The sequence below is a fragment of the Sorangiineae bacterium MSr11954 genome (assembly GCA_037157815.1).
Classification (GTDB): Bacteria; Myxococcota_A; Polyangia; order Polyangiales; family Polyangiaceae; genus Pendulispora; species Pendulispora albinea.
Map to the genome: position 1 here is coordinate 6416518 of CP089984.1, position 26191 is coordinate 6442708.

Genomic DNA, 26191 nt, shown 5'->3' on the forward strand with positions numbered 1-26191 from the left:
GTTGCCCTTTCGGTGGGGTTAGCGGCGGTTCCGGAGGGACTTGAGGCCAGGAACGAGGACGACGATGATGGGCTCCTTGCGGACGCGAACGCTCGCCGTGCCCGTGAGCCCTTCCACGTACGAGTACGTCTGACCGTCGGCGGTGAAGGTCCGCCACGGGAGCGGCGCCTTCACGAGCACGGTGGCGCCTTCGACGGGGACGGCGTCGCCCAGCTCTTGGCCGATGTAGCGCCGCATCTCGGCCGGCCCCACGACCTCGGCGCCGACGGACTCCACGTCGAGCGTTCGATATTCGAACTTGTATCCTTGGAGCGAAAAGCGAAGTTGCTGGCCGGGTTTGAGCATGGGGCGGTATTCGCCCGGCACGAACGCCACCAGCGACGCTTTGGCCCCCTCGGGCGCGATGCCCGCCACCACGTCGTTGGCCGCGAGGTACTGCCCGGGTCGAACGCGGATGTCGGTCACCACCCCCGCGTGCGGCGCGCGCACGATCCGCGCGTTGGCCAGCTGCGCCGCGTTGTCGCGTTTGGGCTTGAGCGACGCGAGGCTCGACTTGGTGGAGTTGTCGGAAGGATCGCGGAGCAGCGCGGCCAGGCTGAGCTGGAACTCGCGGCTCGCGCGCCGGTACTCCGCTTGCTCGGCGGGGGCCGAGACGGTGACCAGCACTTGGTCCTTCTCGACGTGCTGCCCCGACTGCACGTGCACCGTCTCCACGATGCCCGCGACCATGGTGACCAAGGGCCGGCGGCCCTCGACCCGAACGATGGCCGGGCCGGTGGCGTATTCGTTCACGTCGAAGACGATGATGAAGGCCAGCGCCACCAGGCCGGCGATGAGCACCAGGCGGAAGGACCACGAGGTCCACTTGGTCTCCAAGCGGAGGAGATCGCCCTCGCGAGCGCCTCCATGGCGCTCGACGGCAGCTTTGCGAAAGAGTTGCGGTATCATCGTTCGAGCTCCGTGATGCGGCCGGTCGCGGCCAGTTCTTGGATGACGGCTTGCGCAACGCCGAGCTCCGCGCGGATCAGCCCGCGGCGAGCGTCCGCGTCCCTCGCGGCGGCGTCGAAGAGATCGGTGGTGGTGACGAGGCCGGCCTGGTACCGCGCCTCCATGACGGCCAAGGTGGCGCCCGCGAGATCGCGCGTGGAGCGCGATTGCTCGAGCGCGAGGCGCGCCGACTGCAGGCCATACGCCGCCTCGGCGGCCTCTCCGCGCACGCGCGCGACGGTGCCCGCGCGCTCCGCCTCGGCGGCCGCGAGGTTCCCGCTGGCCACCGGCACCTGGCCCCACACGCGCCAGTCGAACACGGGGACGCTCACCGTCAGCATGGCGGCGAGCGCGTTCTCCTTGGGGTAACGCGGGTCTTCGCGATCGGCCAAGGTCGAGCGGTGCGTGGCGTCGAGCGAGGCGCCGATGGTGGGGAGCCGCTCGACCTTGGCCGCGGTGAGCGCACGCTCGCGCGCCTCCACGCTCTCGTAGGCGGCCCGCACCTCCGGGCGCCGCTCCGCGGCCTCGTTGGCGGCGAGCTTGGGCTCCTCGGTCGCCTTGGGCAGGACCGCGGGGCGAACGACCTTGATGGGCGTGGTCGGCGGCAGGAGCAGGATGGTGGCGAGCTTCACTTTGTCCTGCGCCATCTGCCGCTCGGTGGTGATGCTCTCGAGGCGCGCCAGATCGAGCTCGACCCGGGCGCGGGCCTCCTCCACCGTGGGCCGGATGCCCGACGCCACCAGGCCGTGCGTGATGGCCGCGTGCCGCTCGCGGATCTGCGTGGTCAGCTTGGCGTTTTCATCGAGGAGCTGATCGAAAACGACAGTGAAGTACGCGCTGGCCACGGCGCGGGTGGTGTCGTTGGCGGTGGCCCGCACGCGCTGAAAGGCGGCCCGGGCATCGGCGCGCGCGGCGCCCACGCGGCTCGGGGTCTGCCAAAAGTCGAAGGCCGTCCAGCGCAGGGAGGCCGATGCATCGAGCTGGCGCCGGGTGCCGTTATCGACGTAATCCACGGTATTGCCGCTCTCGTCCAACGTCTTTCCCTCGGTGCGCGACCACGTCTGGCCGGCGCCCGCCTGGCCCGAGAGGCTCGGCAAGTAGCCTGCGAGGGCCGCGTCGGCCTCCGCGCTGGCGGTCTCGTGGCGCGCGCGCGCAGCCCGCATCTCCGCGGCGCGCGTGCGGGCCATGACGAGTGCGGCGGGCAAGGTGAGCTCGTAGGCGTCCTGGGCATGGGCGGTGAACGCGGAGGTCGCGACCAGCGCGCTCACGACGGCAACGGAGAAGAACGAGGAACGAGGCATCATGTCGAAGGACTCGCAATGCACGATCGCGGCCACGCAGATAACGTGGCCGAACGACGTCCGGGCGCGCGCCTCGGTGTTCACCTCAGTGGACAGTCGAAGTCTCGTGAGGACTATTTTCCGAACACACCCGAATGGCGCGCGCCCGTCGCCACGTCGCGCGACACCCGCGCGGCCCTTGCCGCGCATCGCACGCCATCGCGAACGTCATCCGATTGGCACTCCAGTTGCTCGATACCCAACGTGCGACACCATCCTGACAAGAAGCCCTCGATGAATCGCGGGCGCCCCGACCCCGTCCCCGCGTACACCGACGACGATGCCACCGTCGTCATGTATCGCTCCCCCGTCCCCGAAACCTCATCGGACGACGAACAAACGATCATCGCCTATTACAACGAGCCCACCGTGCTCGCCCGCCGCCCGAGCGGCCCCGTAAGGCACGCCGATCTCGCCAAGGTCGAGGGCGGATACGCCGCCTCCCCTCCCCTCATCGCCGTTCCTCCTCTGGTCCCCGTCCCGCCATCCTTCCACGACACCGACGACTCCCCCGACATCGCGCAAGCGCACCCACGCCATATCCCTTATGGCGCGGATGACGAGAAAGAAGAGGAAGAAGAGGAAGAGCGGGAAGAACAGGAAGAGAACGACGACACCGAGGAGGACGAGGAAAAAGAGGAGCGCGAGGCAAACGACGAGGAGCACGACCCCCGCGATCACGCGCCCAACCCCCACGACGCGCACGAGGAAGGCCCCCCCGATGCCTACCACGATCGCCCCGCAAGCCTCCCGCCGTTGGGCATGTCCATGTCCTCCCCCCGCGCCCAACCCTCCACGGGCTCCCGCCTCGCCGTGCCCGTGCTCTGCATATCCGGCACCCTCTTCGGCTTCTTCGCTTGGTACCTCGAAGAGTCCCCAACCTCCCGCGCCACCCTCACACCTCCAGCCGCAAGCACCCCCTCGCCCACCACCCCGACCGTTGCAGTTGCACCGCCCCCCGCCGCCCCCGGCACGCTCGCGATGGTCGCTCCCCCAGCCCCCGCACCAACCCCCGCCGCAACAGCCCCAAGCCCCACTCCCCCAAGCCCCGCGCCCGCACCAACTCCATCTCCTCCGCCTCCTCCACCCGCCGCCGCCGCCCCAACGCCACCCATCATCGAGCTCCAACCCGATCCGGCTCCCCCACCATCACCCCGCCGCCAACCCCCAAACCCCCGCCGCGCCCGCACCCCACCGTGCGCCGCGCGACGAACCAAGGCCCCACGCCTCTCCCGCGCAAACCCACGGTCATCGACGCCACCAGCGAGCTTCAACGCGCCGAGCGCGCGCTCGCCGAAAAACTCACGCCGGGGAAATAATTGGCATATCGTCGTAGCGTGTCCGACGACCAAACCATCGAATACCAAGGCGCCGCAACCGAGCTGTTTTCGACGGCGTACGTCCGAGTCGCCGGCGGGACGGACCCGCCCGTCAAGCTCGAGAGCTCCCTGGTCGTAGGCAGCGGCACGGGAGCCGCCCTCACCATCGCCGATCCCCTCGTGTCGCGCGTGCATGCGCAGCTCGAGCTCGGCGAAGACGGCGTTTGGGTCCGCGATCTCGGGAGCCGCAACGGCACCTTCGTCGAGGGCGTGCGCGTGGGCTTTGCGCGCGTCCCCAGCGGCGGCGCGGTCGTCGTCGGCCATACGCGAATCGCCATCGAGGTCGATCGCGAGACCCGCCCGCTCTGGCCCACCGATCGCTTTGGCCCTTTGCTGGGCGGAAGCGTCAAAATGCGCGAGGTGTTCCATCGCCTTTTGCGGGTGGCGAACTCGGACGCCGTGGCCTTGATCCACGGTGAAACGGGGACGGGCAAAGAGCTGGTCGCCCGCGCCATTCATGAAGCGTCCGTTCGTGCCAAGCGCCCGTTCGTGGTCGTCGACTGCGGCGCCATGCCCGGCAACCTCTTGGAGTCCGAGCTCTTCGGACACGCCAAAGGCGCCTTCACGGGGGCCGTTTCGACCCATTTGGGCGCGGTGGAGGTCGCCGCCGAAGGCACCATCTTCCTCGACGAGGTCGGCGAGCTCCCCCTCGACGTGCAGCCCAAGCTCCTTCGTGCGCTGGAGAGCCACACCTTTCGGCGCATCGGCGAGACGAACTACCGCCCCATTCGCGCGCGCTTCTTGACGGCCACCCATCGAAACCTCGCCGCCATGGTCAACGAGGGCACGTTTCGCGAGGACCTCTTCTTTCGCCTCAACGTCTTGCCCATCGCCATCCCGCCCCTTCGCGACCGCCGGGACGACATTCCGCTCATCGTGGCCGAGATGCTCCGCGCGCGCGGCGCCCCGCCCCTCGATCTGCCGATGACCGAGCTCTCCGCGCGTTCGTGGCCGGGCAATGTGCGCGAGCTGCGAAGCTTCATCGAGCGCGCCGTCACCTTGGGCGCCGAAGAGGCGCTGGCCATCAGCCCGGCCACGCGCCCCGAAACCAAAGTTCCCGCGGAGCATTCAGGCGGAGCGTTTCCCCCCGTCGACGTATCGCGCCCGTTCAAGGACATCCGCGACGAGTGGATCGACCACCTCGAACGTACTTATGTCACCTCCGCACTCTCGTACCACGGTGGTAACGTCACAGCGGTGGCCGAAGCGGCTGGACTCGCGCGCAGTTATGTCCATCGCCTCATCCGAAAACACGGGCTCGACCGATAACGCGTGCGCCATCTTCGAAGCGGATTGCCACCGCGCGTTCACGTCTTTGCAAAGCGCGCGGTCGATGACCGAGCAAAAGCCCTCGCCGAGCTCGGGCCGAAGCTGGGCGAGCGGCGGGGCCGGGCGGAGCGAGAACGCAAAGAGCGCGGCGTCCATGTGCGCTGCCTCGTGCGGGCGCTTGCCGCTGAGCGCATAATAGAGGCACGCGCCCAGCGAATAGAGATCGGCGCGAGCGTCGACCCGCTGGCCGAGGGCCTGCTCGGGGGCCATGTACTGCCATGTTCCGAGCGCGCTGCCGGCCCGGGTCAAATCCCAGTGCGATCCGGTGGTCTCGACCCGCTTGACCAGCCCGAAGTCCAGCAACTTGGCAAAGGGCTCCTGGTCGTTTCCCACGAGGTAAATGTTGTCGGGCTTCACGTCGCGATGAACGAAGCCCGCGCGATGGACCACCTTGAGCGCGCCCAAGATCTGCGTGCCGATGCGGCTTACCTTGGTGGCGTTCATCCGCCCGCGATGCTTGATGATCTTGCCCAGCGACTCCCCCTCCAGGAGCTCCATGGCGATGAACGGCTGGCCGTTCTCGACCACGAGATCCAGCACGCGGACCACGTGCGGGTGATCGATCGCGCTCATGGCGATGGCCTCGCGCCGCAGTCGCTCGAGCGCGCTCGTGGGTTGCTCCGAGAGCAGCTCCTTTCGAACCATCTTGAGCGCCACCCGCCTTCCATTGTGAACGGCGACGGCGGCGTAGACGGCGCCCATCCCCCCTTCCCCGAGCAATCGTTCGACACGATAGTGTTTGGCCAACAACGTACCGGGCTGCACGGCGCACCACCTCGCTATCTAAAAAGGCCTTACGGCCTCCTGCTTCCGAGGTATCGCAACCTATGGGCCAATGCCCCTCGATCGGGCCGTGTGGCGTCCTCCAAACTTGATGTTCAATTTTACGAACAATCCGCCCTCTTCTTCGATGTACGCCAGGACCCCGCGCGACGGCGCCCGATCGCGCAAACGCGAATACCGATTACCTGCACGATGCCGATACCTGGACGAAAGATCGTGCAGATGCGGGCCATTTCGAGGTCCGGACGTGGCGCGATCGATACGAATACGATGGCGCAACATGCGAGTGAGATCGGAGGCAGCTCAGTGGAGGGAACGCGGTGCACGCATGGATCGGGTTGCTCGCAGGGGGCCTTGGTGGGGGTCCTTCCATTCGTCCGACCCCATGAACGAATTGTTCGAAACTTTGAACAATTCGCGCAGTTGCAGGCCACCGCGGTTCACGGTCCAAGGAAGGGCTGAAACCCGCCCGCGCGGTCCGTTCTCCTGGCCTTGTTCTTGAGATACATTGGCAGCATGGGCCGAACATCGTTCACCGATACCGCCCCCGTGCTCGCACGTACGTACGGGAACGGGAGCGTGTGCTCCCACATGAGTAAGGGGACGTGAGAAACTCCGTGAGCGATACCAACAGCGTGACCGTGCCCGCTCTGATCGGGGCACAGGGCAACGGGCCGTTCCTTCGCATCTTCACCGCCGCCGGCTCGTTCGACGTGGGCCTCGGCCAAGGAACGTGGACGGTGGGCCGAGGCCGCGACGCCGACGTGCACATCGAGGACCCGAGCGTTTCCCGGGCGCACGCGCGCCTGCACATCGGCGAGCAGACCTGGGTCGAAGACCTGGGCAGCGCCAATGGGACGAAGGCCGGCGGGCGGCTCCTGGAGCCCAAAAAGCGCGTCCTGGTCACGGATGGAACACCGCTCGAGTTCGGCGAGGCGCTGGGGGTGCTTCGCATGACGCACGAGCGAAGCCCCACCTTGGGCGCCACCCAGGAGCACGAGCTCTCGGCCGACGGCTCCGATATGGATCGCATCCTCCTTCGGGTGGCGCGGGCCGATCTGCCGGTGCTCATCGAAGGAGAGACGGGCTCGGGCAAAGACCACACCGCCCAGCGCATTCACACCTGCTCCAAGCGGTTCGCGGGGCCGATGGTGCGCGTCTCGTGCGCGCAGGTGCGCAGCGGCCAGGTCGATCTCGCCGACTGTTTTGCGCGCGCGGCCTCGGGCTCGCTCTTGCTCGACGACGTGGCCGATCTGGGCGCCGAGGGGCAAGCGCTCCTCCTTCGCGCGTGGGAGCACGTGCTCGAGCGTTCGCTCCCCAAGGTGGCCGCGCGCGTTCTCTCGATGTCGTCGGGCCAGCTCGAACAAGCCGTGACCGCGGGCGCCTTTCGCGGGGACCTCTTCTACCGGCTGGCGCACCTCACCTTGCGCATTCCGCCTCTGCGCGCGCGCACCAGCGAGTTCGCCGACCTCGCCACGTCCATCCTCGACGACGTGGCGCGCGCCCGCCACAAGCCGCCGCCGCTCCTCTCGGCCGACGCCTTGCGCGTGCTCGAGCGCCACACCTGGCCGGGCAACCTGCGCGAGCTGCGCGCGGTGCTCGAGCGCGCGCTGGTGCTCGCGAACCCGCGCGTGCTCACGGCGAGCCACTTCGAGGAGCTGGAGGCGCGCAACACGGCGCAGCAAAAGGCGCGCATCAGCGGCCCGCCCGCCGAGCCTCTCCCGTCCTTTGGCTCGGCGCCGCCCGCGGCCTCGGGCGACTCGGACACGGGGACCACCAACCAAAGCCTGCGCGAGGCCGCCGAATCGGCCGAGTACCAGCGCATCTTGGAGGCGCTCCGCGCGTGCAACGGCAATCAGACGCGCGCGGCAAAGCTGCTCGGCATCTCCCGCGGCACCTTGATCACCCGCCTCGAGCGGTACAACGTCCCGCGTCCGCGCAAGCTGTAATCTCCGTCGGGCGAGGGTCGAGCGCGCGAGGGCGCGAACCCGTGATGGCTCGGTCGCATGTTCGACGCGAAAGAGTCACCGGCATGTGAAATGGCGAACGGTAACGTCCGGGGTTTCTCCTTTTGTCCCCCGACACCCGAACGAGGATCACCATGTCGTATCTGACCGATCGCGCACGCGCCGCAGGCCGAAACCCCGAACAACCCGAGGCCGCCGGCGGCCAGTCGTTCGACGACGTGCTCGCCGAGGCCCATGTCACGCGCCGCACCATGCTGCGCGGCAGCGTGGGCGCATCGCTCGCCGCGCTGTTCGGCGGGACCGCGCTCAACGCCTGCAGCAGCGACGACACCCTCGTCCACCCCAACCTCGATGGCGGCGGACCCACCCTCGGGCCGGATGCCAGCGTGCGGCCCGGCACGGACGCGGGCATCGACGCGGGGCCATCGGGCCCGTACGCGGTCCAGTTCAAGAAGATCGCGCGAAGCACGGCCGACACCGTGGTCGTGCCCGAGGGTTACTCGGTGGACGTGCTCTTCGCCGCGGGCGACGCCGTGGTGCCGGGCGCGACGCCCTTCACGGGGACGTTCCTCACGTCGGGGGAGACGGAGAAGATCGCGGGCGGGAACCACGACGGCATGGCCTTCTTCGAGCTGCCGGGCGTCGACCCGAACAAAGGGGGGCTCCTGGCGATCAACCACGAGGCGCCCGATCTCAAGATCCTCATCGCCAGCGCCAGCTACGATCGCAACACGCCCGATCTGGAGCAACGGAAGATCGTGCTCTCCTCCGTGGGCGTGTCGGTGATCGAGATCGAGCTCAAGGCCGACGGCAAATGGGGCGTAAAGGCCAATTCGACCTACAACAAGCGCTACACGGGCAACACCGAGTACCGGGTCAGCGGCCCCGCCGCGTCCACGGTCGGCCCGAAGGTGGTGGGCACGCTCAACAACTGCTCGAGCGGCCGCACGCCCTGGGGCACGTACCTCACGTGCGAAGAGACATCCGAAAATTACCTGATTCCTGCGGACTCCACGAAGAACTCCGGCTACGGCTGGGTGGTCGAGATCGACCCCCGCGGCGAGCTGGCCGACCTGCCCGTCAAGCGCACCGCGCTCGGCCGCTTCGATCACGAGAACATCGTGTACCTGCTGGGGAGCGACAATTCGATTGCATTCTACATGGGTGACGACGGCACCCCGGGCTGCATCTACAAATTCATCCCGAGCGCCAAATTCGATCCGAACAATCGGGCGGCCAACGCCAACTTGCTCGACCTAGGCACCTTGTACGCGGCCAAGTTCAACCCCGATGGCACGGGCCAGTGGGTCGCGCTGGTGCAAGGTCAGAACGGCCTCGTCACGGGCGCCATGGATCCCGGCAACGAGACCCAAGGCGAGCAGCCCGACACGAAGATCGATTTCAACGCTCAGGCCGACGTTCTCGTCAACACCAAGGCGGCGGCGCGCGTCGCGGGCGCCACCCTGATGGACCGTCCCGAGTGGATCACGGTGGGGCCCGACAAGACCTTCTATTGCACCCTGACCAACAACGGCGGCCGCAAAGTCGTCCACAAGGCCAATCCGCGGGTCCAAAACCTTCACGGGCACATCGTCAAATGGACCGAGGCGAGCGGGTCCCCGACGGCCACCACCTTCAGCTGGGAGGTGTTCTTGCTCGCCGGCGATCCGTCGATCGCCAAAGAGAACCTGGCCGGGAACATCGACGGCGACACCTTCTCCAGCCCCGACGGTTTGTATGTCGACCCCCAAGGCCGCCTCTGGGTGCAGACCGATATGAACCTCGGCGCCTCCGGCGATCCCTTCCGAAACATGGTCGACGTCTTCGGCAACAACTCCATGTACTACGTCGATCCGGTCACCAAGAAGTCCTCGCGCTTCCTCGCGGGCCCCAAGGGGTGCGAAATCACCGGAATCACGCACACGCCCGATCTGAAGACGTTCTTCATCAACATCCAACATCCGGATCAAGGCGCTTGGCCGTCGAACGTGCAGGACAACAAGCTTCCACCCCGCTCCGCGACCGTGGTCGTGCGACGCATCGACGGAAAGCCGGTCGGCGCTTAGGCGTTTCGAGGGGGGGCTGGCGGCGCCTGTGTACTTCAATAATAGGCGGCGCCCATGTACTTTACATAATATGATGATGGTATCCGGGCTCGCGCCTCAGAAACGCCCTTCGAGCAAAGCCCCGCGCCCCGTCACGGTGATGTGCAAGCGCGGAGCGGCTTTGTCGCCCTGCGTGCTTCGCCAGAAGAGGAAACCGGATACGCCGAGGGTGACGACGCCCGCGCCGATGAAGACGTCGGCGAGCAGCGACTTCGTCTTGAGCGAATCGATGCGCGATTGATGCTCGGCCGAGCACGAGGCTCGGTTGGGCCCGCAGTCGCGCTCGAGCTCCTTCGAGTCGCCCAGGGCCATGATGCCGAGGATGGCCCCCGCCCCCGTCAAAGCCAGACCGGCGCCGCCGACGATGAAGGACACGGTGCGCGCAGGCCGGGGCCCGGGCGGCGGGGTTACGAGCACCGTGGACGCGGACAGGGTCCGCTTTTCACCGTCCTCGAGCTCGATGGATTGCTCCCAGGTGTCCGACGCCTCCGCCCCTTGGTGCGCGCGGATGCGAACGCGATGGCGCCCGGGATCGATGGGGTAGCTCGCGCGCCCGAGCGGCACGGCTTCATCGTCGATGCGGATTTCATCCACCTGGGTGCCGTTCGAGGTGCGCCGTTCGACGGTGAGGGTCGCGATGCGCGCCTTCAATGTCGGGAGCTCTTTTTGCGCCTGCGCCTTGGCGGCGACGAAGGCCGGCGGCGCGTCGGGCGCGAGGGCGGTGTCGACGATCGACTCCAAGGTCGCGCTGGCGTCGACGACCCGCCCGAGCAGCGCTTGGCAGTGCGCCACGCGCAGATCGATGGTCGGCGCGGCGAAGATCTTGGCGGCGTCCTTCCACAGTCGGATGGCGCGATCGCACCGCCCGGCCGCAAATTGCGCGTCGCCTTCCTCGGCCACCGCGCGCGCCCGCGAACGGCCCAAATCGTCCGGGGGCGCCTGCGCGAAGAGGGGTGACGCCGTGCAAAGCTGCGAGACCACGGCGACGGCCGATACGCAAAGGGCGTTTCTCATACCGTCACAGACCCAGAGGCGGGAGGGTGAAGGGCGACGAAGGCGACGCCGCAGGACGCTTCGCCGCCGCCGGCTCGCTCGGCTTCGGCGCCGCCGTCGAAGCCGCAGGGGTGGGCACCGGCGCCGCGGACGCCGCCTCCTTCGCCGCACGCCCTCCGCGCCCCTTGCCGGCGGGCAAGTTTTTCGGCGGCGCCGAGGGCGAACGCGCGCCCGCCGACGGGATCGCCGCAGGCGCATCCCCCGGAGTCGCCCCCACAGCCGCCGAAGCGGAGACCGCCGAAGCGGAGACCGCCGAAGACGCCCCCGCGACCGAAACCGCCGAAGATCCCCCCACCGGAACCTCGGAGACGCTGGACACGGATGCTACCGGTGCCGGCCCCACCGCCGCAGCCCCGGTCTCCGCCGCCCCCTTCCCACGAAGACGAACGACCCCCGCCCCCGCCAAGGCCAGAACGACGATGGCCACCGTCGCCACCCACGCCGGCGACCGCTTTCGCGGCAACCCCGCCGCCTGCGGCAAATGCTCGACCCCCGCCCCCGTCGACGTCCGATCGCCAAAGGCAATGCCCTCGTTCGAACGAACGCGCGGCGCCTCCACCGCGCTGGGCATCGCCGCACGCCCCGGAAGAATCGCCGCTGCGAGCTCCGCCACCGCCTGATTTGCATCGGTGAACCGCTCCTCCGGCGCCTGCGCCGTGGCCCGCGCAAACCACGCATCGAAGGCCGGCGGGATCGTGGGATCGAGCGCGTGCGCCGAGTGCGCGCGCCCCAGCTGGATGCTGGCAAAGAGCTCCAGCACGCTGCGCCCCGCGAAAGGCGACGTCCCCGTCAAACACTCGAACGCCACCACCCCGAGCGCCCAAATATCGACGGGCGGCCCCACCTCCGACTGATTGATCTGCTCGGGCGGCATGTACTGCGGCGTACCGATGAAGCTGTTGGTCCGGGTCAAGCTGCGCATCGCCTCCGGCGACAGCGTATCCAGACTTTGCACATTCCGTGCATTCTGCACGCTCTGCGCCGCCGGCGCCCCTTGCGCGCCATGCGCCTCCTGCGCGCCATGCGCCCCTTGCACGCTCTGCGCGCTGGGCGCGATCGCCGCCCCCTGCACCTCCACCGACGCACGCGCCTCCTCCAGATTGCCAATCATCTTGGCGATACCGAAGTCCACCACCTTGACGTCTTCGCCCTGCTCCTCGCCCTCGTCGGCGCTCACCGTGAGGAACACGTTGTCGGGCTTGAAGTCGCGATGAACGATGCGCAGCGCGTGCGCGCGGCTGAGCGCCCGGGCCGCCTTTCGGAGGATGGCGATGGTCGCCTCGGGGTCGAGCTTGCCGACCCGCTCGAGCCGGTGGGCCAATGTCTCGCCGTGGAGGAGCTCGAGCACGAAGTAGGGATGACCACCACCGGTGACACCGAAGTCATAGACCAGCACCGCGTGCCGGGAGTTGAGCTGCGCGGTCACCTGCGCCTCGACCAGAAAGCGGTTGCGCGTCTCCTCGCGGTCGGCCAGCGCCCCGGATAGAAACTTGACGGCGACTTGGCGGCGCAGCGACAGATCGCGCGCGCGCCACACCTCGCCCATACCGCCCACGCCAATGCGGGCCTCGAGCTCGTAACGGCCATTGAGCGTCGCGCCCATCTTTGGCTCGAAGGCTTCCACCTCTGCGCCCGTCGCGTTCTCGATGGCCATGCTCACCGGCCGCACACCGATGCAATGCAAGGGCCGCCCAAGCAAAGCTTGCCGCACGCACCGCAGTTTTTGGGATCGGTCGCCAGGTTGACGCAATTGCCATCGCAGTTGGTCTCACCTACGCGACAGACCACGACACAGTTTCCGTTGTCGCACAGCTGGTTCTCTTTGCACCGCCGGCCGCAAAAGCCGCAGTCGCGTGGATCGTATTTCGTATCCACACAATTGCCCGGACCGCATGCGGTGAGACCATAGAGATCGCAGTTGCCGCGGAGGCATCGTCCCTTGACGCAGACTTCCTCCCCTCCGCAGCTATTTCCACACTGCCCGCAGTGGCGGGCATCGCTCTGCGTATCGCGGCACACCAAACCGCAGAGGGTCTCGCCCCGCGCACACTCGGAGCCGCAGACCCCGCGCGAGCAAATTTTCCCCTCCGCGCACACCGTTCCACAACCGCCGCAGTTGGTCCGGTCGCTGGTCGTGTCCACGCACACAGCCCCGCAGAGCGTCGTGCCGCCGGTGCACTGGGTGCCGCACGCGCCCTCGGAGCAAACGGTGCCGCCGGCGCAGGCGCGATCGCAGGCGCCGCAGTGATTACGGTCGAATTGCCCGTCGAAGCAGGCACCTGCACATGCGAGGTAGCCGTCTGGACAGCTCGCCGCGATCGCGAAATCGCCCGAATGGGTCATGACCTCGCACGCCGCGATGCTCCATAGTGCAAACCCGACGGAGAATACCCGCACGAGCATTCGAGCCATGTGCGGGCATTCTACCGGATCCCGAGGACGTTCGCCGGACGACTCCAACCAACTTCGGGACTTCGAACGGCGCGCTAACTCTTGAGCGGAAGGTAGATCTCGGTGCGCAGCTCCTCCGGCGGGGTCGTGCTCGCATCCCGCAGGTAGACCTCGTAGGGCGGTGCGGCGCCCATCTGCCGGCCGCTCGCGGGGAGCCACACGCCCACCAAAAAGTCGTACGCCTTCGGGAGCTCCGAATAAGGCCCCTCGTGACAGACCACCGCGTGCTCTCCGCCCGGCAATTCCCGAACGCCGACCTCGTCGTCGCCTTTGAAATCGTCGGCCACCACCACCCCGGCGTCGTAGCGAAGCTCGCTCTTGGGCGTGACCTTGGGGTTGTCGCAAGGTACGCCAACCACCGTCGCGCCCGGGCCCAAGAGTCCCTTCGGGCCGGCCCAGGTCATCAACCGAGCGAAGGTCGGTCCCACGTCCTGGTAGGGCCCGATATGGCGAATGAATGCAATTTTCCGTGTCGGCGTGTGCTTGATAACGACGTTCATGTCTTCATGACGAACGAGCGAGCCGCCAGCCGACAACATGCTGTCGATTTTTCTTCGAGCCCCCGCCAGCGGCCTGAGCTCTAAACGACCACCACCTCCACATTGGCGTTCTTGAGCGCACGGACCATGTCGGCCGAGATCTTGCGGTCCGTCACCACCTTGTGGATGGCCTCGAGGTCCGCGATCTTCGAGAGGCTCCGCCGCCCGAACTTGCTCGAGTCGGCCACCACGATCACCTGGCGCGAGACGCGAATCATGAGCGCGTTGAGGCGGGCCTCGAGCACGTCGGGGGTGGTGAGGCCCACCTCCGGATCGACCCCGTCGACCCCGAGGAAGAGGCGGTCGACGTGGAAGCGCTCCAGGATTTGTTCGGCGTGCGGTCCCACCAGCGAATACGACATTTCGCGCAGCATCCCCCCGAGCATGATCACGCGGATGTGACGCAGGCCGGCCAGCTCCATGGCGATGTTGAGCGCATTGGTGATCACAGTGAGGGCCCGGAGCGGCAGGCCCTTCACCTCGCGCGCGATGGCGGCGGTGCTGGTGCCCGAGTCGAGCAGCACGGTCTCGCCATCGCGGATCAATTTGGCGGCGGCTTGGCCGATGCGCGTCTTTTCGCGGCGGTGCAGGGTCTCTTTGACGCCGAGTGGCATGTCGTAGACCTGCGGCTTCACCGCGCCGCCGTGCGAGCGCACCAGCCGGCCCGTGCGCTCGAGGGCCGCGAGATCGGCGCGGACGGTGACGGAGGAGACGGAGAAGCGCTCCGCGAGCTCTTCCACCATGACGCTCCCCTGCTCTTCGAGCATCTGCAGGATCTTTCGGCGACGTTCTTCGACCAACATGCGCAATGCCGTACCGTCAGCCCGCGTCGTCATGCAGATAGCCCCAGAAGCCGCGCGGCGTTGTCGTGATAGACCTTCTTGAGGATCGACTCCGGGAGACCGATTCCATAGATGGCCCAGCGACCCTGCGGTGGCACGGGGGCTGGCGCGTAATCGAAGTACTCGTCTTCGGTCTCGAGGAATCGGTAGTAAATCTCATAGAGCTCTTCGGTAAATACCTGCTGTGGCACCTCGTTGCCAGCGGGACGCGGGATGGCATCGGTCCCGAAGAGGATACGATCCTGGTAGCGATCGAAAAATTTGCGACACGTGCGCGGCTGGCGCCCCAGCTCCCCAATGCGGGCCCCGATCTCGACCTGGGTATTTGGATAGGTATCCAAACAGCGCGAAACAAAGCCGAGATTTTCCGCGGCGTTGCCGACGTGCAGGAGGAGGAACGTCACCTTGGGGTGGCGCGCGATGACCCGGTTGCGGGCCTCCAAAAGCTCCGCGTTGGAGGGAAAATCCTTGCCGTGGAAGGACCAGTCCGGGTGGTTCGAGAGCTCCTCGTACCGCTCGTTGTTTCGATCGGTAGGGAGAAAAAAAGCCTCCGGATCGGAGACGTGCATCCACACCGGCATCTTTTGGGCCGCGCACGCCTCCCACATGGGGTCGAAGCGCCGGTCGTCGATCTTCACCAGCGGCCCCGTGTCGAGCTGCTCGCGCAAATAGAGCCCCAAGGTCTTGAGCACCTTGAGCCCGCGCGCCCCCGCCTTTCGGGCGTGCTCGATGGCGTCGGCTTGGATCTGCGGGTATTTGGGCTCGAGCCAGCGCCCGTACGAGGGCTCCGTCAGGGTGGCGAAGCGGCCTTCGTATTTGCGATCGAGGGCCGCGATGGTGGACTCCAGGCCCTTGCCGGTGCCGCCGGTGAGGTTGACCATCATCTTCACGTTCTTCTTGGCCATCACCTCCACGATGCCCGCCGGCTCGGCGAAGAACGTGTTCTCCTCGCCCACCGCCACCCCATGGCGCATGGTCTTCGACCACGTGAGGTGGGTGTGCACGTCGATGACGGGGAAGCGCGCGCGCGGCACGTGGGTGGCCGGCACGTGCAGCATGCTCTTTGGCTGAAAATCCTCGAGCGTGAGCTTGCTTCCGGCCGAGGTGCCGGCCCGCGTGGTCTGCGTGGTCGACGCGGCAGGTGCCCCCGCCCCGGACGTGGCCGCACCTCGCGCACACCCCAAAAGCCCGCTCGCGCACCCTGCTCCCACCGCCCGAAGCCACTGGCGTCGATTCATCTCGCTTACCCTCCCATCAGCTCGTGCACGCGCCGGGTGAGCGCCAGCGCTTGATCGAACGGACGGAGCCACATGTTCCGTCCGAACATGACACCTCGGGCTCCGCTCTCCAAGTAGAGCTTCACCTTCCTCAGAACGGCCTCGTCATCGTCGTTTTTCTCCCCTCCGGAGAAGAGCACCATCACCTTTCCAGCGGAACGTACGACGCGCTTGAGCCGCTCCGGCGCCGGCTCGTGAAGGGAGCGGTACGGCTCGGGACAGGCGTCGTTGGTGTCCTCCGGCTCGTGCAGCTTCACGATGTCGGCCCCCAACTCTTCCGCCACGCGGGCCGCATAATCCTGGGCGTAGAGGGTCCCCTTGCCGCCTTTGGCATCGATGGCCCGGCCGCGCGGGTAGGCCCACATCACCAGCGGCATTCCAAATCGGGCACAATCCTGACGAACGCGCTGAAATTGGAGAATCTCGTGATGCTGCTTGGGCGATCCCACGTAAAGTGTATAACCGACGGCGTCGGCGCCGAGACGCACGGCGTCTTCGACATTGGCAAAGAGCGGCGAGACCGCCTCGTGGTCATCGGCGATGTTCGTCTTGCCATTGAGCTTCAAAATGAGCGGGATGGCCCCCGCGTAGTCCTCCATGTACTTCTCGGCCAAGCCGATCCCCAGGGCGATGGCCGAATAATTTCCCTCCAGCGCCAGCCGGAATTGGTAATCGGTATTCAGCGCCGAGGGGTTGGGGAAGAAATCGGTTGGACCGTGCTCGAGCCCCTGATCCAAAGGCAAGACGAGCAGCTTTCCATTGCGTGGCCCGCTCGAATACAGGAGCCGCCAAAGCCTTACCCGTTTCCCCATGGAGAGGGATAATCCCTCCAGTGCTTCCGCCCGCCGCTTTCGTGTACCTGTACCCGTGCCCACGCCCATTCTTGCACCGCCCCAGCCCGATGGTTGCACTTGTCGGCTCATTTTGTTACTTTTCGTTTGTTTTCGTTTTTCTTTCGTTTTCTTACAAGGAGGATGAGCTCATGTCAATCGGCGCTGGCGGGGGTGTTGGGCGCGGCGAGACTCCATCGTTGGATGATTGGTTGAACCAGCTGAAAAGTAACCCCGAGATGGGCGCGCTGCTCTCGCCCGCGGAGTCCGATCGACAGGACGCGGGATACGCTCACACCTTGCGCGAGATTGCCCAACAGCCCATCACCTGGCTGGAGACCGCGTCGGCCATGGCCGCGCGCAGCCCGGATCTGGTTCGCCTGTTGTCGGAAGTGGGCATTCGCGAGGGGGCAGGCGCGGGCTCGTTCTTCCTCACCGGGTCTGGGAGCTCGCTCTACGTCGGACAATGTCTCGCCCCCGGCTACCAGGAGAAGTTTCGCGTGCCGGCGCTGGCGGTGCCCGCGGGCGATGTGCTCACACACGCCGAGGCCTCGCTATTTTCGCACCCCGGGTTGGTGTTGTCGTTCGCCCGTTCGGGTGACAGCCCGGAGAGCACCGCGGCCGTCGACCGCTTCTTGCGCGAGCGCCCGCGGGCCCGCCACCTGATCATCACCTGCAACGCGGAGGGCGCGCTGGCCACGCGCTACCGCAGCGACCCGAGGGTCACCTCGGTGGTTCTGGACAACAAGACCAACGATCGAAGTTTGGTGATGACCTCGAGCTTTACTAATTTATTCCTGGCGGCGAGGGTCCTGACTAGCTTAGACGATACAGCATCGTACGTACGCCACGCGGAACGACTTGCCCGCGCCTCCGCGGATGTACTTTCGGGGTGTGGCCCCCTGGCGAATGTCGCACGGAGGGACTTTCGTTCGGCCATCTACTTGGGGAGCGGTGCGCGTTACGGCGCCGCACGTGAGTCTGCGCTCAAAATGTTGGAGATGACCGGAGGCCACGTTTTCACATTTGCCGAGACGTACTTGGGGTTGCGTCACGGCCCCATGTGCGCGGTCCAGCGCGACACCTTGCTGGTCTGCTTTCTCTCGACCGAGCCCATCGCGCGCGCCTACGAGCTGGATCTGCTCCACGAGCTGTCGGCCAAAGGGCTCGGGTTCGCCAAGGTGATCGTCGGGAGCCAAATTCCGGAACAGCTCGTCTCTGACGATGACGTGATGATCGACATTGGCACGCCGTCGATCGACGATCGGGATCTCCCCGCCATCGATGTCCTCGTCGGACAGCTGCTCGGGTTCTTTCAATGCCGACGCTTGGGGCTCCGTCCCGACGCCCCTTCTCCCGACAACGTCATCCGGCGCGTGGTGGAAGGGTTCGCCGTCCACAGCCCGCCCCCCAGCGTGTCATGAAAAGCGTGTCATGAAAAAAGTCCTGGTGGCCGGTGAGATCAACGTCGACCTGATCCTGCGCGGGTGCCCCATTTTTCCGGCGCCGGGCAAGGAGGTCGTGGTGGACGATCTCGAGATGGTCCTCGGCAGCGCCTCGGCCATCTGCGCCATGGGGCTGGCGCGGCTCGGAACCCCGGTCGTCTTCATCGGCAAGGTGGGGACGGACTCCTCCGGCGCCTTCTGCCTCGAGACCATGGCGCGCGCCGGCGTCGACGTCTCGCGCATCGAGCCCGATCGCGCCCTCAAGACGGGGGTCACCGTGGCCCTCACCGCCCCCGGCGATCGCGCGCTGATCTCGTACTTGGGCAGCACCACCCAGCTGACGGAGGCCGACATCACCGACCGCGACTTCGAAGGCATCGCGCACCTTCACGTGTCCTCGTACTACCTTCAGGCCAAGCTCCGGCCCGGCTGCCGCACCTTGTTCGAGCGGGCGCACCGCGCGGGGCTCACCACCTCGCTCGATCCGGGCTACGATCCCAGCGAGCAATGGGCCGACGACATCCTCGATACGTTGAGCGAGGTCGATCTGTTCTTTCCAAATGAGATCGAGCTGCGCAAAATCGCGCACGAGGACGATGTGATCGCCGCACTGCACGCGCTGGAGCGCACCCACGCCAAGACGGTGGCCAAGCTGGGGGCCGAAGGAGCCATCACCTTGCACCGCGGCGAGGTCGTCCGGGTGCCCGCCTTCCGCGTGGAGCCGCTCGACACCACCGGCGCGGGCGACTCGTTCGACGCGGGCTTCCTCGGCGCATGGCTCGAGGGCAGCGATCTCTTGGAGTGCTTGCGCTTCGGGGCCGCGTGCGCCTCGCTGTCGACCTTGGGCATCGGGGGCACCGCCAAGCAGCCGACGTGGCAGGAAGCGCGGACCGTCGTCGCCCGAGGGCACACGTGATCACCGTCGGCGGCTTCAACACCTCGATGGACGAGCTCATCGAGCTCGACACCCTGGCGCTGGGCGAGGTCCACCGCGCCAAGAGCGTCACCGCCTACCCCGGCGGCAAAGGGCTGCACGTGGCCACCACCGTGGCCGCCTTGGGCGAGCCGGTGGCGCTGGTGGGGCTCATCGACCGCGCCTACCGCGGCACCTTCGAGCGCTGGCTCTCCGCGCGCGGCGTGGTGTTTCACGGCATCGAGGTCGACGGTGCGATTCGCAATTGCTTTGCCATCCGCGAGCGCTCGGGCCGCATCACGGAGATCCTGGAGCCGGGCCCCAACGTGGACCCCGAGCTGGCCGAGGAGATGCTCCTTCAGGTCCGCGAGCTGGCGGCAGCGTCCAAGGTGGCCGTGCTCTCGGGGAGCTTGCCGCGCGGGCTCGACGTGCAGACCTATGCGCGTCTGGTCGCATCGCTTCGAGGTCCGACCGAGGATCGCGACGGCGCAGACCTCGGCCCCTGGCACGACACGGGCAGCGGCGTTCGCTGCTTGGTGGACGCGAGCGACGATCTCTTGCGCCACACCTTGCCGGCGCGCCCGTTCATGGTGAAGCCAAACCGCGAGGAGGCCGAAAAGTGGCTGGGGGCCCCCATCGAGAACCTGGCGGCGGCGGCGCGCGCGGCCGAGCGCATGGCGGAGGGCGGAACGGCGGTGGTGGTGGTGTCGTTGGGCGACGAAGGGGCGCTGGCGTACTCGCGCGGCGAGTGCCTGCACGCTTCGGTGCCGATCCCGGAGTGCCGGAACCCCGTCGGCTCGGGCGACGCGCTGGTGGGCGGCATGGCCGTGGGCTTGGCGCGCGATCTCTCCTTCGACGCGACCTTGCGCCTCGGGGTGGCGTGCGGCGCGGCCAACGCGCTCACCGCCGAGACGGGGCTCTTCCGTCGCGAGGACGTGGAGCGCCTCTTTCCGCTAGTCACCGTGCGAAGGTTTACGTTGACGGGCTCCGGCGATTGACCCGCGCTACGGCGGCTCGGGCCGCATGGCCGCGCGCAACGATTTGGCCCAGGCTCGCGGCGCCGTCTTGCGAATGCGCACCTCGGGGGTACCGTGCCACGCCGCGCACGATTGAATGGCCGCCGCGACGTCGCGTGCGACGGGCTCACCGAGCTTGACGCCGTCCTCGATGTAGAGGGCTTTGACCTCGAAGATGCCCTCCTTGCGGTGCGCTTTGGCGTCGAGGCGGCCGATCAAGCGCCCGCGCCGTAGAATGGGCAATACGTAATATCCATATTGCCGTTTTTCCGCGGGGACGTAACACTCGATGCGGTAATCGAAGTCGAACATGCCGGACGCGCGCTCGCGGTCCCAGACCACCGGATCGAACGGCGACAAGAGCGTGGTGTGGGTGGCGCGCAGCCCCTTCTCGCCCTCCGCCCCCGCCGCTACTCGAGCCAGATCGAGGTGATCGGGGTGCACGTACGCCGGGGCCTCCCAGCCCTCCACCGCGACGCGCAGGAGGTAGCCCGCGTCCACCAGCGGCTCGAGCTCGACGTCCTTGATGCGCGGACCAAGTCGAAAATAATCGGATATCCAGCGCGCCGGGGTGACGCCGAGGGCCTTGACGGCGCGCAGCACGAAGGTGCGGCGCGTGGCCTCTTCGGTCGGGAGCATGGCGCGATCGAACTGGGGGAGCGCGCGGGCGAGCACCCGCTCCGTCAGATCGTAGACCCGTTGAAATCGTTCGCGGCGGGCGATCATCAATTCGCCGAGCACGAACCACGCTTCGAGCCAGCGCTTCTCTTCTTTCCACCCCCACCAGCCCCCCGGACCGCTCCCCTCGCCCCTCTCGAAATCCGACGACCGGACCTCACCGCGCTCGCGCACCTGGGCGAGCAATCGCTCCATGGCCTCGCGCCGCGTCTCGTGCATTTTTTGCGCATGGCGTCGCGACCAATGGTTGCGCCCGTCGACATGGCGGCGGTGCCAGGGATAGTCGGCAATCGGCGCAAAGCACGCTTCGTGGGCCCATGTTTCGAAGAGGGCGCCCTCGGCGAGCGCGGTGTCCAGCCAGGACGGGCGATAGTCCCCCAGCCGAGAAAACAGCACCAGATAGGGGCTGCGCGCCACCACATGAATCGTATCGATTTGCAGCAACTGCATCCGCTCGATGGCCGAAACCACGTCGGCCGGGCGGGCGCGCCGGCGCGGCGCGGTGAGCAGTCCTTGCGCCGCCAGATGAAGGTGCCGCGCCTGCCGCGCACTCAGTTCGAGCATGTCCACGTGCCTCGTCCACCGTCGAAGACCATCTGCATGCGAGGACATTACCCTCGGATGGGCGGGCGCGCGAGCCCGTTGGACGGGCTCTTTTCAGGCTTATTCAATGAAATTTCGGCGGGCCAGGCGCCGCTTTTCGGGGTGTAACTGGCGCTTCACGTGAACCGGCGCGACGAGCATTGACAGAGGCCGGTGCGAAGTAGGTAAGGCCGTTCGCGGCGCGGGGCCCCGCAATCCTGATTAACGCGGACGAAAAGGTCATTTCGAACGAGCGCGAACACGCAATGTGCGTGTGGCAAACAAAGTGCAGAAGAGATTCGGCATTGCAGCTTTCACTTCACGAAAAGGAAATACTCATCATGCGAAAGTTCTTGGCCGCGCTCCTCTCGGGTAGTCTCTTCATCGTCGCCGCGTCCCATGCGCAGGCTGCGGAGCCGTCGCCGACAACGAGCGCGGATCGACCTATCAGCGTGGCGGCATTCGGCGGATACGGGATCAACAACACCGCGCCCGACGGCGCGGACACGTTCAATGTGTACGGCGCGGGCTTTGGCGTGCGCGGTGGCTATACCTTGCCGATGAAGATCTATGTCGGCGGTTTGTTCCAATACAACGTGGGAACGTCGAAGGACACCGAGCTGCCGCCGCAGCTGGGCGGGGGCAAAGTGAGCGTCAGCGGCCGCATGATGAACCTCGGCGCCGAGGGCGGCTACGATCTCGACGCGGGCCAGTTCACCATCCGCCCGTATCTGGGCCTGGGCGTGGGCATCGCCGGCGGCGATCTGAAGCTGGACAAGGACGGCGGGACGACCAAGTTCTCGCTGTGGCCCGGCGTCCAAGGCGTCTACAACATCAACGATCAGCTCTTCGCCGGCCTCGACGCGCGCTACACCCTGGTCTTCGCCGACCGCGGCGACAACAACGGCAACGCGAACTCCCTCGGCTTCTACGGAACCGTCGGCGGCCGTTTCTGATCGCGAAGCGCGGATTCGTGCTGGACGCGCGACGGCGCCTTCGGTAGACGCCCCTCGCAGGAGTCACCATGAACGCGCTGATCCTCGTCGACGTCCAGATTGGAATCCTGGCGGGCCCGCCCGCCGTGCGAGGAGCCTCCGCCATGCTCGATCGCATCCACGGGCTCATCGAACGAGCGCGCCAGGCCCGCGCGTTGATCGTTTATGTCCAGCACGATGGCCCGCGCGGCCACCGCGCCGCGCCCTACTCGCCGGGCTGGCTGCTCGATCCCTCGCTGCAGCCCGTCCCCGGCGAGCTCGTGGTGCACAAAACGGAGTGCGACGCCTTTCTAGGAACCGTGCTCGACGAGGAGCTCCGCAAGCGCAAGGTGACCCGCATCGTCATCGCCGGGTGCATGACCCAGTACTGCATCGACACCACCTGCCGCCGCGCCTTCTCCCTCGGCTACGACGTGACCCTGGCCGCCGACGCACATGCCACCGCCGACACCCCGGGCGGGCTCACGGCGGCGCAAATCGTGGCGCACCACAACGCGACCCTCGACGGCTTCGGCGATGCGCCCACGCACGATTTGCGCGTGCGCCCGAGCGGCGCCATCTCGTTCGTGCGCGACGGGGGATGATCCGGCGCGAGGGTCTTCGCGCCCCGCGCGTGCTAAGAGCAGCAGCATCCCTTGGGCGCGACCTTCACCTCCGGAGCGGAGTCCTCCCCCAGCAGCACCGACGGAGCCGACCAACGCGGGCTCGGTAGCCGGCCGTTCATCTTGCTCTTGCTCGCGACCGTCTGCGCATTTTTTGGCTACACCTTGCTTCTACCGCTGGTCCCTTTGTGGGCGGTGCGCGGGGGTGCACAAGAGGTGGCGGCGGGCACGACCACGACCATGTTCATGGGCGCCACGGTGGCGGCCCAGTTCGCGGCGCCGCAGTTGATCCGGCGGATCGGGTACGCGCGCGCCTTTGCGTGGGGCAGCGCCTTTCTCGGTGCGCCCACGCCCTTGTACGTGTTGACGTCGGCGCTGCCCGCGTTGCTCGGTGTATCGGCCTTGCGGGGGATTGGGTTCGGGCTGGTGACGGTGTGCGGGAGCGCGCTGGTGGCGGAGTTGTTGCCGCGCGCGCTGCTGGGACGTGGATCGGGCGCGTACGGGCTCGCCGTTGGGGTGCCCCAGGTGATCGGGCTGCCGGCGGGCGTATGGTTCGCGCACCTCTGGGGCTACGAGGCCGTGTTTTGGATGGCGGGCGTGCTGCCGGTCCTGGCGTGCGTTCCGGCGATGCTCTTGCCGCGCCTTTCGCTTCCGGGTGCGGGCGCCGCCCACGAGCCTTCGGCCGATGCGCCCGCGCCCCATGACGCACCCTTGCCATGGGGTGCGCTCTCGGCGCCGTGGTTGGTGATGCTCTTGGCGGCCTTGGGGTACGGCGGCGTCGTGACGTTTCTGCCCATGTCGTTCCGGGATGTGCAGCAGGTGACGGCGGCGGTGCTCTTTGCGATCAGCGCGGCGATGCTGCTCGGCCGCTGGCTCTCCGGCGTGGTGGGCGATCGCATGCAGCTCGCCGGCCGTCAGCTGGGCGTGGGGATCGTGCTGGCGGCGTGCGGTCTCTTTCTCGTGGCCGCGGCCTCGCACGTGCACGCGGGCACCGCGGCGCCGTCGCTCGCGGGGGCGCTTGCGGTGGCCGGCGGGACCTTGCTGGGCGGGGGGTTCGGCGTCGTGCAGAATGACGCGCTGGTGGTCATGTTTCACCGGGTGGAGCGGACCCAATACGGGTTCGCCAGCGCCGTGTGGAACGTGGGCTACGACACCGGCACGGGGCTGGGCGCGGTGATCATCGGCGCGCTGGTCGTGCGCGCGGGCTATGTGGCGGCGTTCACGGCATCGGCGGTGCTTCTTCTGGCCGTGCTTCCGAGCACCCTGGCCAGCATGCGCACGCGCCGCAGGTGATTCGCCCGCCATTTTAGGCTAAACGTGGAGGTATGGCCGACACGAAGCAAGACGTCCTCGATATGCTTCAAGAGCTCGCCGAGCTCACGATGATCGAGGAAGGCGATCCGCAGTCCTTTCGCGTGCGGGCGTACGAAAGCGCTGCGCACGCCATCGAAGCCCAGGCGACCGATCTGGGGAAGCTCACCGTCAAGGACCTGCAGAAGATCGAGGGGATCGGCAAGAGCACGGCGGAGAAGATCCGCGAGCTGCTCGACTCGGGGAAGGTCGAGAAGCTCGAGGCGCTTCGGGCGAAGCACCCGCCGAGCGTGGTGGCGCTCTTGCGCATCCAAGGGCTGGGGCCGAAGGCGGTCAAGCGGCTGCGCGCCGAGCTCGACGTGCAGTCCATCGACGATCTTCGCGCGGCCCTGACCGCGCAGAAGCTCCGGGCGCTCAAAGGCTTCGGGGAAAAATCCGAGCAAAAGCTCGCCGAGTCGCTGGCGCGGCTCGATCAGCAAGGGACGGTGGGGCGCACGCCCATTTCGGTGGCGCTGCCGCTGGCCAACAAGATCGTGGAGCGGATGCTCAATCTGCCGGGCGTGACGCACGCCTCGTACTGCGGCTCCTTGCGCCGGTTCAGCGAGACGGTGGGCGACATCGATATCGTGGTGGCCGGCGGCGACGTGAACACGGTCATGGAGACCTTCGCGACCATGAACGTGGTCGAGCGGGTGCTCGTCCGCGGCGACTCCAAGACGAGCGTCGTCACGCGCCGCGGCACCCAAGTCGATCTGCGCGTGGTGGCGGCGCACCAGCTGGGCGCCGCACGCATGTATTTTACAGGTTCCAAAGGGCACAACATCAAGCTACGCCAGCGGGCGCTCACCCGCGGCTGGACGCTCAACGAATATGCCCTCTCGGAGATCGACGGCGGCAAGGTGGTCGCCAGCGAGACGGAGGAGCAAATCTACGCGGCGCTCGGGCTTCGTTACATCCCGCCCATGCTGCGCGAGGACGCCGGCGAGATCGAGGCCGCCGAGCACGGGACCCTTCCCCGCTCCATCGGCCCCGTGATCGGCGACTTCCACGTTCACACCAGCGTATCGGGCGATGGTCGCTCGTCGCTCGAGGACGTGGTGGCCACGGCCAAGGCGCGCGGCTACCGGGTGCTGGCCTTGACGGATCACGCCGAGGGCACCCTCTCGGGCGTGGGGCGCGAGACGATGCTCGAGCAGCGCGCGAAGATCCGCGCGCTGCAGGCGAGCTTGGGCGACTCTTTGTTGTTGCTCCACGGCGTGGAGCTGAACATCGGGCCCAAAGGCGAGTTGGATTACGACCTGGAGTTCCGCAAGGGGTTCGATTTCTGCCTCGCCTCCGTGCACGACAACTTCGAGCTCGACCGCGCCGCGCAGACGCATCGCATCGTCACCGCCATGCAGGATCCGGCGGTGCGCATGATCGGGCACCTGTCGGCGCGCATGATCGGCGGCCGTCCGCCCATCGAGCTGGACCTGGACGCCATCCTCGAGGCGGCCGAGGCCACGGGCACGGCCCTCGAGGTCAACGGTGCGCTCCCGCGGCTGGACATGTCCGTCGAGGCGCTGCGGCGCGCCCGTTCGCGCAACATCACCTTCGTGCTCACCAGCGATGCGCACCACGAAGGCGAGCTGGAGCGCGTTCAGTACGCCGCCCTCAACGCGGAGCGCGCGTGGCTCGAGCCCGAGCGCATCATCAACACGGGCACGGCCGAGCGGCTCATCGCGTGGACGCGCGAAAAGGTGGCCGCTCGGGCGTAACGTGCTCGGC

General features: G+C 67.3%; 21 protein-coding genes and 3 pseudogenes. 12 read left to right on the top strand and 12 right to left on the bottom strand.

Annotation, left to right across the window (positions count from 1 at the left end):
- Positions 1-18 precede the first annotated feature (18 nt).
- From LZC94_24710 to LZC94_24720, 3 genes are all read right to left on the bottom strand, one after another.
- Positions 19-948: an HlyD family efflux transporter periplasmic adaptor subunit gene (locus LZC94_24710; GenBank protein ID WXB11074.1), complete on the bottom strand. Its 930-nt coding sequence runs from the start codon at positions 946-948 to the stop codon at positions 19-21.
- Positions 945-2291 (bottom strand): TolC family protein, encoded by a 1347-nt coding sequence (locus LZC94_24715; protein ID WXB11075.1) that lies wholly within the window; start codon positions 2289-2291, stop codon positions 945-947. The genes LZC94_24710 and LZC94_24715 overlap by 4 nt, the downstream gene beginning before the upstream one ends.
- Before the next feature lie 357 nt (positions 2292-2648).
- Positions 2649-3059, bottom strand: a complete 411-nt coding sequence (locus LZC94_24720) for a hypothetical protein (GenBank protein ID WXB11076.1) — start codon at positions 3057-3059, stop codon at positions 2649-2651.
- A gap of 125 nt (positions 3060-3184) precedes the next feature.
- Between LZC94_24720 and LZC94_24725 the strand changes: the two genes are divergently transcribed.
- Positions 3185-3646 (top strand): hypothetical protein, encoded by a 462-nt coding sequence (locus LZC94_24725; protein WXB11077.1) that lies wholly within the window; start codon positions 3185-3187, stop codon positions 3644-3646.
- 18 nt (positions 3647-3664) lie between these two features.
- Entirely contained in the window at positions 3665-4975 is a 1311-nt protein-coding gene (locus tag LZC94_24730; protein ID WXB11078.1) for a sigma 54-interacting transcriptional regulator, read from the top strand.
- 63 nt (positions 4976-5038) lie between these two features.
- Here the strand turns inward: LZC94_24730 and LZC94_24735 are convergent.
- Positions 5039-5737: pseudogene (locus LZC94_24735) on the bottom strand (serine/threonine protein kinase).
- Positions 5738-6435: 698 nt separating this feature from the next.
- Here LZC94_24735 and LZC94_24740 point away from each other — a divergent pair.
- Together LZC94_24740 and LZC94_24745 are read left to right on the top strand one after the other, a co-directional pair.
- Positions 6436-7767: a sigma 54-interacting transcriptional regulator gene (locus tag LZC94_24740; GenBank protein ID WXB11079.1), complete on the top strand. Its 1332-nt coding sequence runs from the start codon at positions 6436-6438 to the stop codon at positions 7765-7767.
- Positions 7768-7919: 152 nt separating this feature from the next.
- On the top strand, positions 7920-9851 hold the full coding sequence (locus tag LZC94_24745) for a PhoX family phosphatase (protein WXB11080.1): 1932 nt from the start codon (positions 7920-7922) through the stop codon (positions 9849-9851).
- Between the two features lie 96 nt (positions 9852-9947).
- Here the strand turns inward: LZC94_24745 and LZC94_24750 are convergent, their stop codons facing one another.
- The gene (locus tag LZC94_24750) at positions 9948-10904 is read right to left on the bottom strand and encodes a hypothetical protein (protein WXB11081.1); all 957 of its coding nucleotides are present in this window, start codon (positions 10902-10904) and stop codon (positions 9948-9950) included.
- A 288-nt stretch (positions 10905-11192) separates the two neighbouring features.
- Here LZC94_24750 and LZC94_24755 point away from each other — a divergent pair.
- A pseudogene (locus LZC94_24755) lies at positions 11193-11318 on the top strand (energy transducer TonB).
- A gap of 400 nt (positions 11319-11718) precedes the next feature.
- On the opposite strand, the pseudogene LZC94_24760 reads toward LZC94_24755, so the two are convergent.
- The 6 genes and pseudogenes from LZC94_24760 to LZC94_24785 all read right to left on the bottom strand — a co-directional run bounded on the left by LZC94_24760 (position 11719) and on the right by LZC94_24785 (position 16864).
- Positions 11719-12489 (bottom strand): annotated as a pseudogene (locus LZC94_24760) (serine/threonine protein kinase).
- Positions 12490-12599: 110 nt separating this feature from the next.
- Positions 12600-13355, bottom strand: coding sequence for a hypothetical protein (locus tag LZC94_24765; protein WXB11082.1), 756 nt, complete (start codon positions 13353-13355; stop codon positions 12600-12602).
- A gap of 74 nt (positions 13356-13429) precedes the next feature.
- Entirely contained in the window at positions 13430-13894 is a 465-nt protein-coding gene (locus tag LZC94_24770; GenBank protein WXB11083.1) for a GyrI-like domain-containing protein, read from the bottom strand.
- Positions 13895-13974: 80 nt separating this feature from the next.
- Complete coding sequence (locus LZC94_24775; protein WXB11084.1) at positions 13975-14769, bottom strand: DeoR/GlpR family DNA-binding transcription regulator; 795 nt, start codon at positions 14767-14769, stop codon at positions 13975-13977.
- Complete coding sequence (locus tag LZC94_24780) at positions 14766-16013, bottom strand: amidohydrolase (protein WXB11085.1); 1248 nt, start codon at positions 16011-16013, stop codon at positions 14766-14768. The genes LZC94_24775 and LZC94_24780 overlap by 4 nt, the downstream gene beginning before the upstream one ends.
- 5 nt (positions 16014-16018) lie before the next feature.
- Positions 16019-16864: a hypothetical protein gene (locus LZC94_24785; GenBank protein WXB11086.1), complete on the bottom strand. Its 846-nt coding sequence runs from the start codon at positions 16862-16864 to the stop codon at positions 16019-16021.
- A gap of 230 nt (positions 16865-17094) precedes the next feature.
- Here LZC94_24785 and LZC94_24790 point away from each other — a divergent pair, with 230 nt between their 5' ends.
- From LZC94_24790 to LZC94_24800, 3 genes are read left to right on the top strand one after another with little or no spacing between them, the layout of a single operon-like run.
- Positions 17095-18306, top strand: a complete 1212-nt coding sequence (locus tag LZC94_24790; GenBank protein WXB11087.1) for an SIS domain-containing protein — start codon at positions 17095-17097, stop codon at positions 18304-18306.
- Positions 18307-18316: 10 nt separating this feature from the next.
- The gene (locus LZC94_24795; protein WXB11088.1) at positions 18317-19243 is read left to right on the top strand and encodes a carbohydrate kinase family protein; all 927 of its coding nucleotides are present in this window, start codon (positions 18317-18319) and stop codon (positions 19241-19243) included.
- The gene (locus LZC94_24800) at positions 19240-20238 is read left to right on the top strand and encodes a 1-phosphofructokinase family hexose kinase (protein WXB11089.1); all 999 of its coding nucleotides are present in this window, start codon (positions 19240-19242) and stop codon (positions 20236-20238) included. The genes LZC94_24795 and LZC94_24800 overlap by 4 nt, the downstream gene beginning before the upstream one ends.
- A gap of 6 nt (positions 20239-20244) precedes the next feature.
- Here LZC94_24800 and LZC94_24805 read toward each other — a convergent pair whose 3' ends face one another.
- Positions 20245-21498 carry a winged helix DNA-binding domain-containing protein gene (locus LZC94_24805; protein WXB11090.1) on the bottom strand — a complete coding sequence of 418 codons (1254 nt, stop codon included), beginning with the start codon at positions 21496-21498 and terminating at the stop codon, positions 20245-20247.
- Positions 21499-21857: 359 nt separating this feature from the next.
- Here LZC94_24805 and LZC94_24810 point away from each other — a divergent pair, with 359 nt between their 5' ends.
- The 4 genes from LZC94_24810 (at position 21858) to polX (ending at position 26181) form a co-directional block, all read left to right on the top strand.
- Positions 21858-22472, top strand: a complete 615-nt coding sequence (locus LZC94_24810) for a porin family protein (protein ID WXB11091.1) — start codon at positions 21858-21860, stop codon at positions 22470-22472.
- Positions 22473-22540: 68 nt separating this feature from the next.
- The gene (locus tag LZC94_24815; GenBank protein ID WXB11092.1) at positions 22541-23095 is read left to right on the top strand and encodes a cysteine hydrolase; all 555 of its coding nucleotides are present in this window, start codon (positions 22541-22543) and stop codon (positions 23093-23095) included.
- A 51-nt stretch (positions 23096-23146) separates the two neighbouring features.
- The gene (locus LZC94_24820; protein WXB11093.1) at positions 23147-24406 is read left to right on the top strand and encodes an MFS transporter; all 1260 of its coding nucleotides are present in this window, start codon (positions 23147-23149) and stop codon (positions 24404-24406) included.
- A gap of 32 nt (positions 24407-24438) precedes the next feature.
- A complete protein-coding gene (gene polX / locus LZC94_24825) occupies positions 24439-26181 on the top strand; it encodes a DNA polymerase/3'-5' exonuclease PolX (GenBank protein ID WXB11094.1) in 1743 nt (580 codons plus the stop codon).
- The last annotated feature ends 10 nt before the right edge of the window (positions 26182-26191 follow it).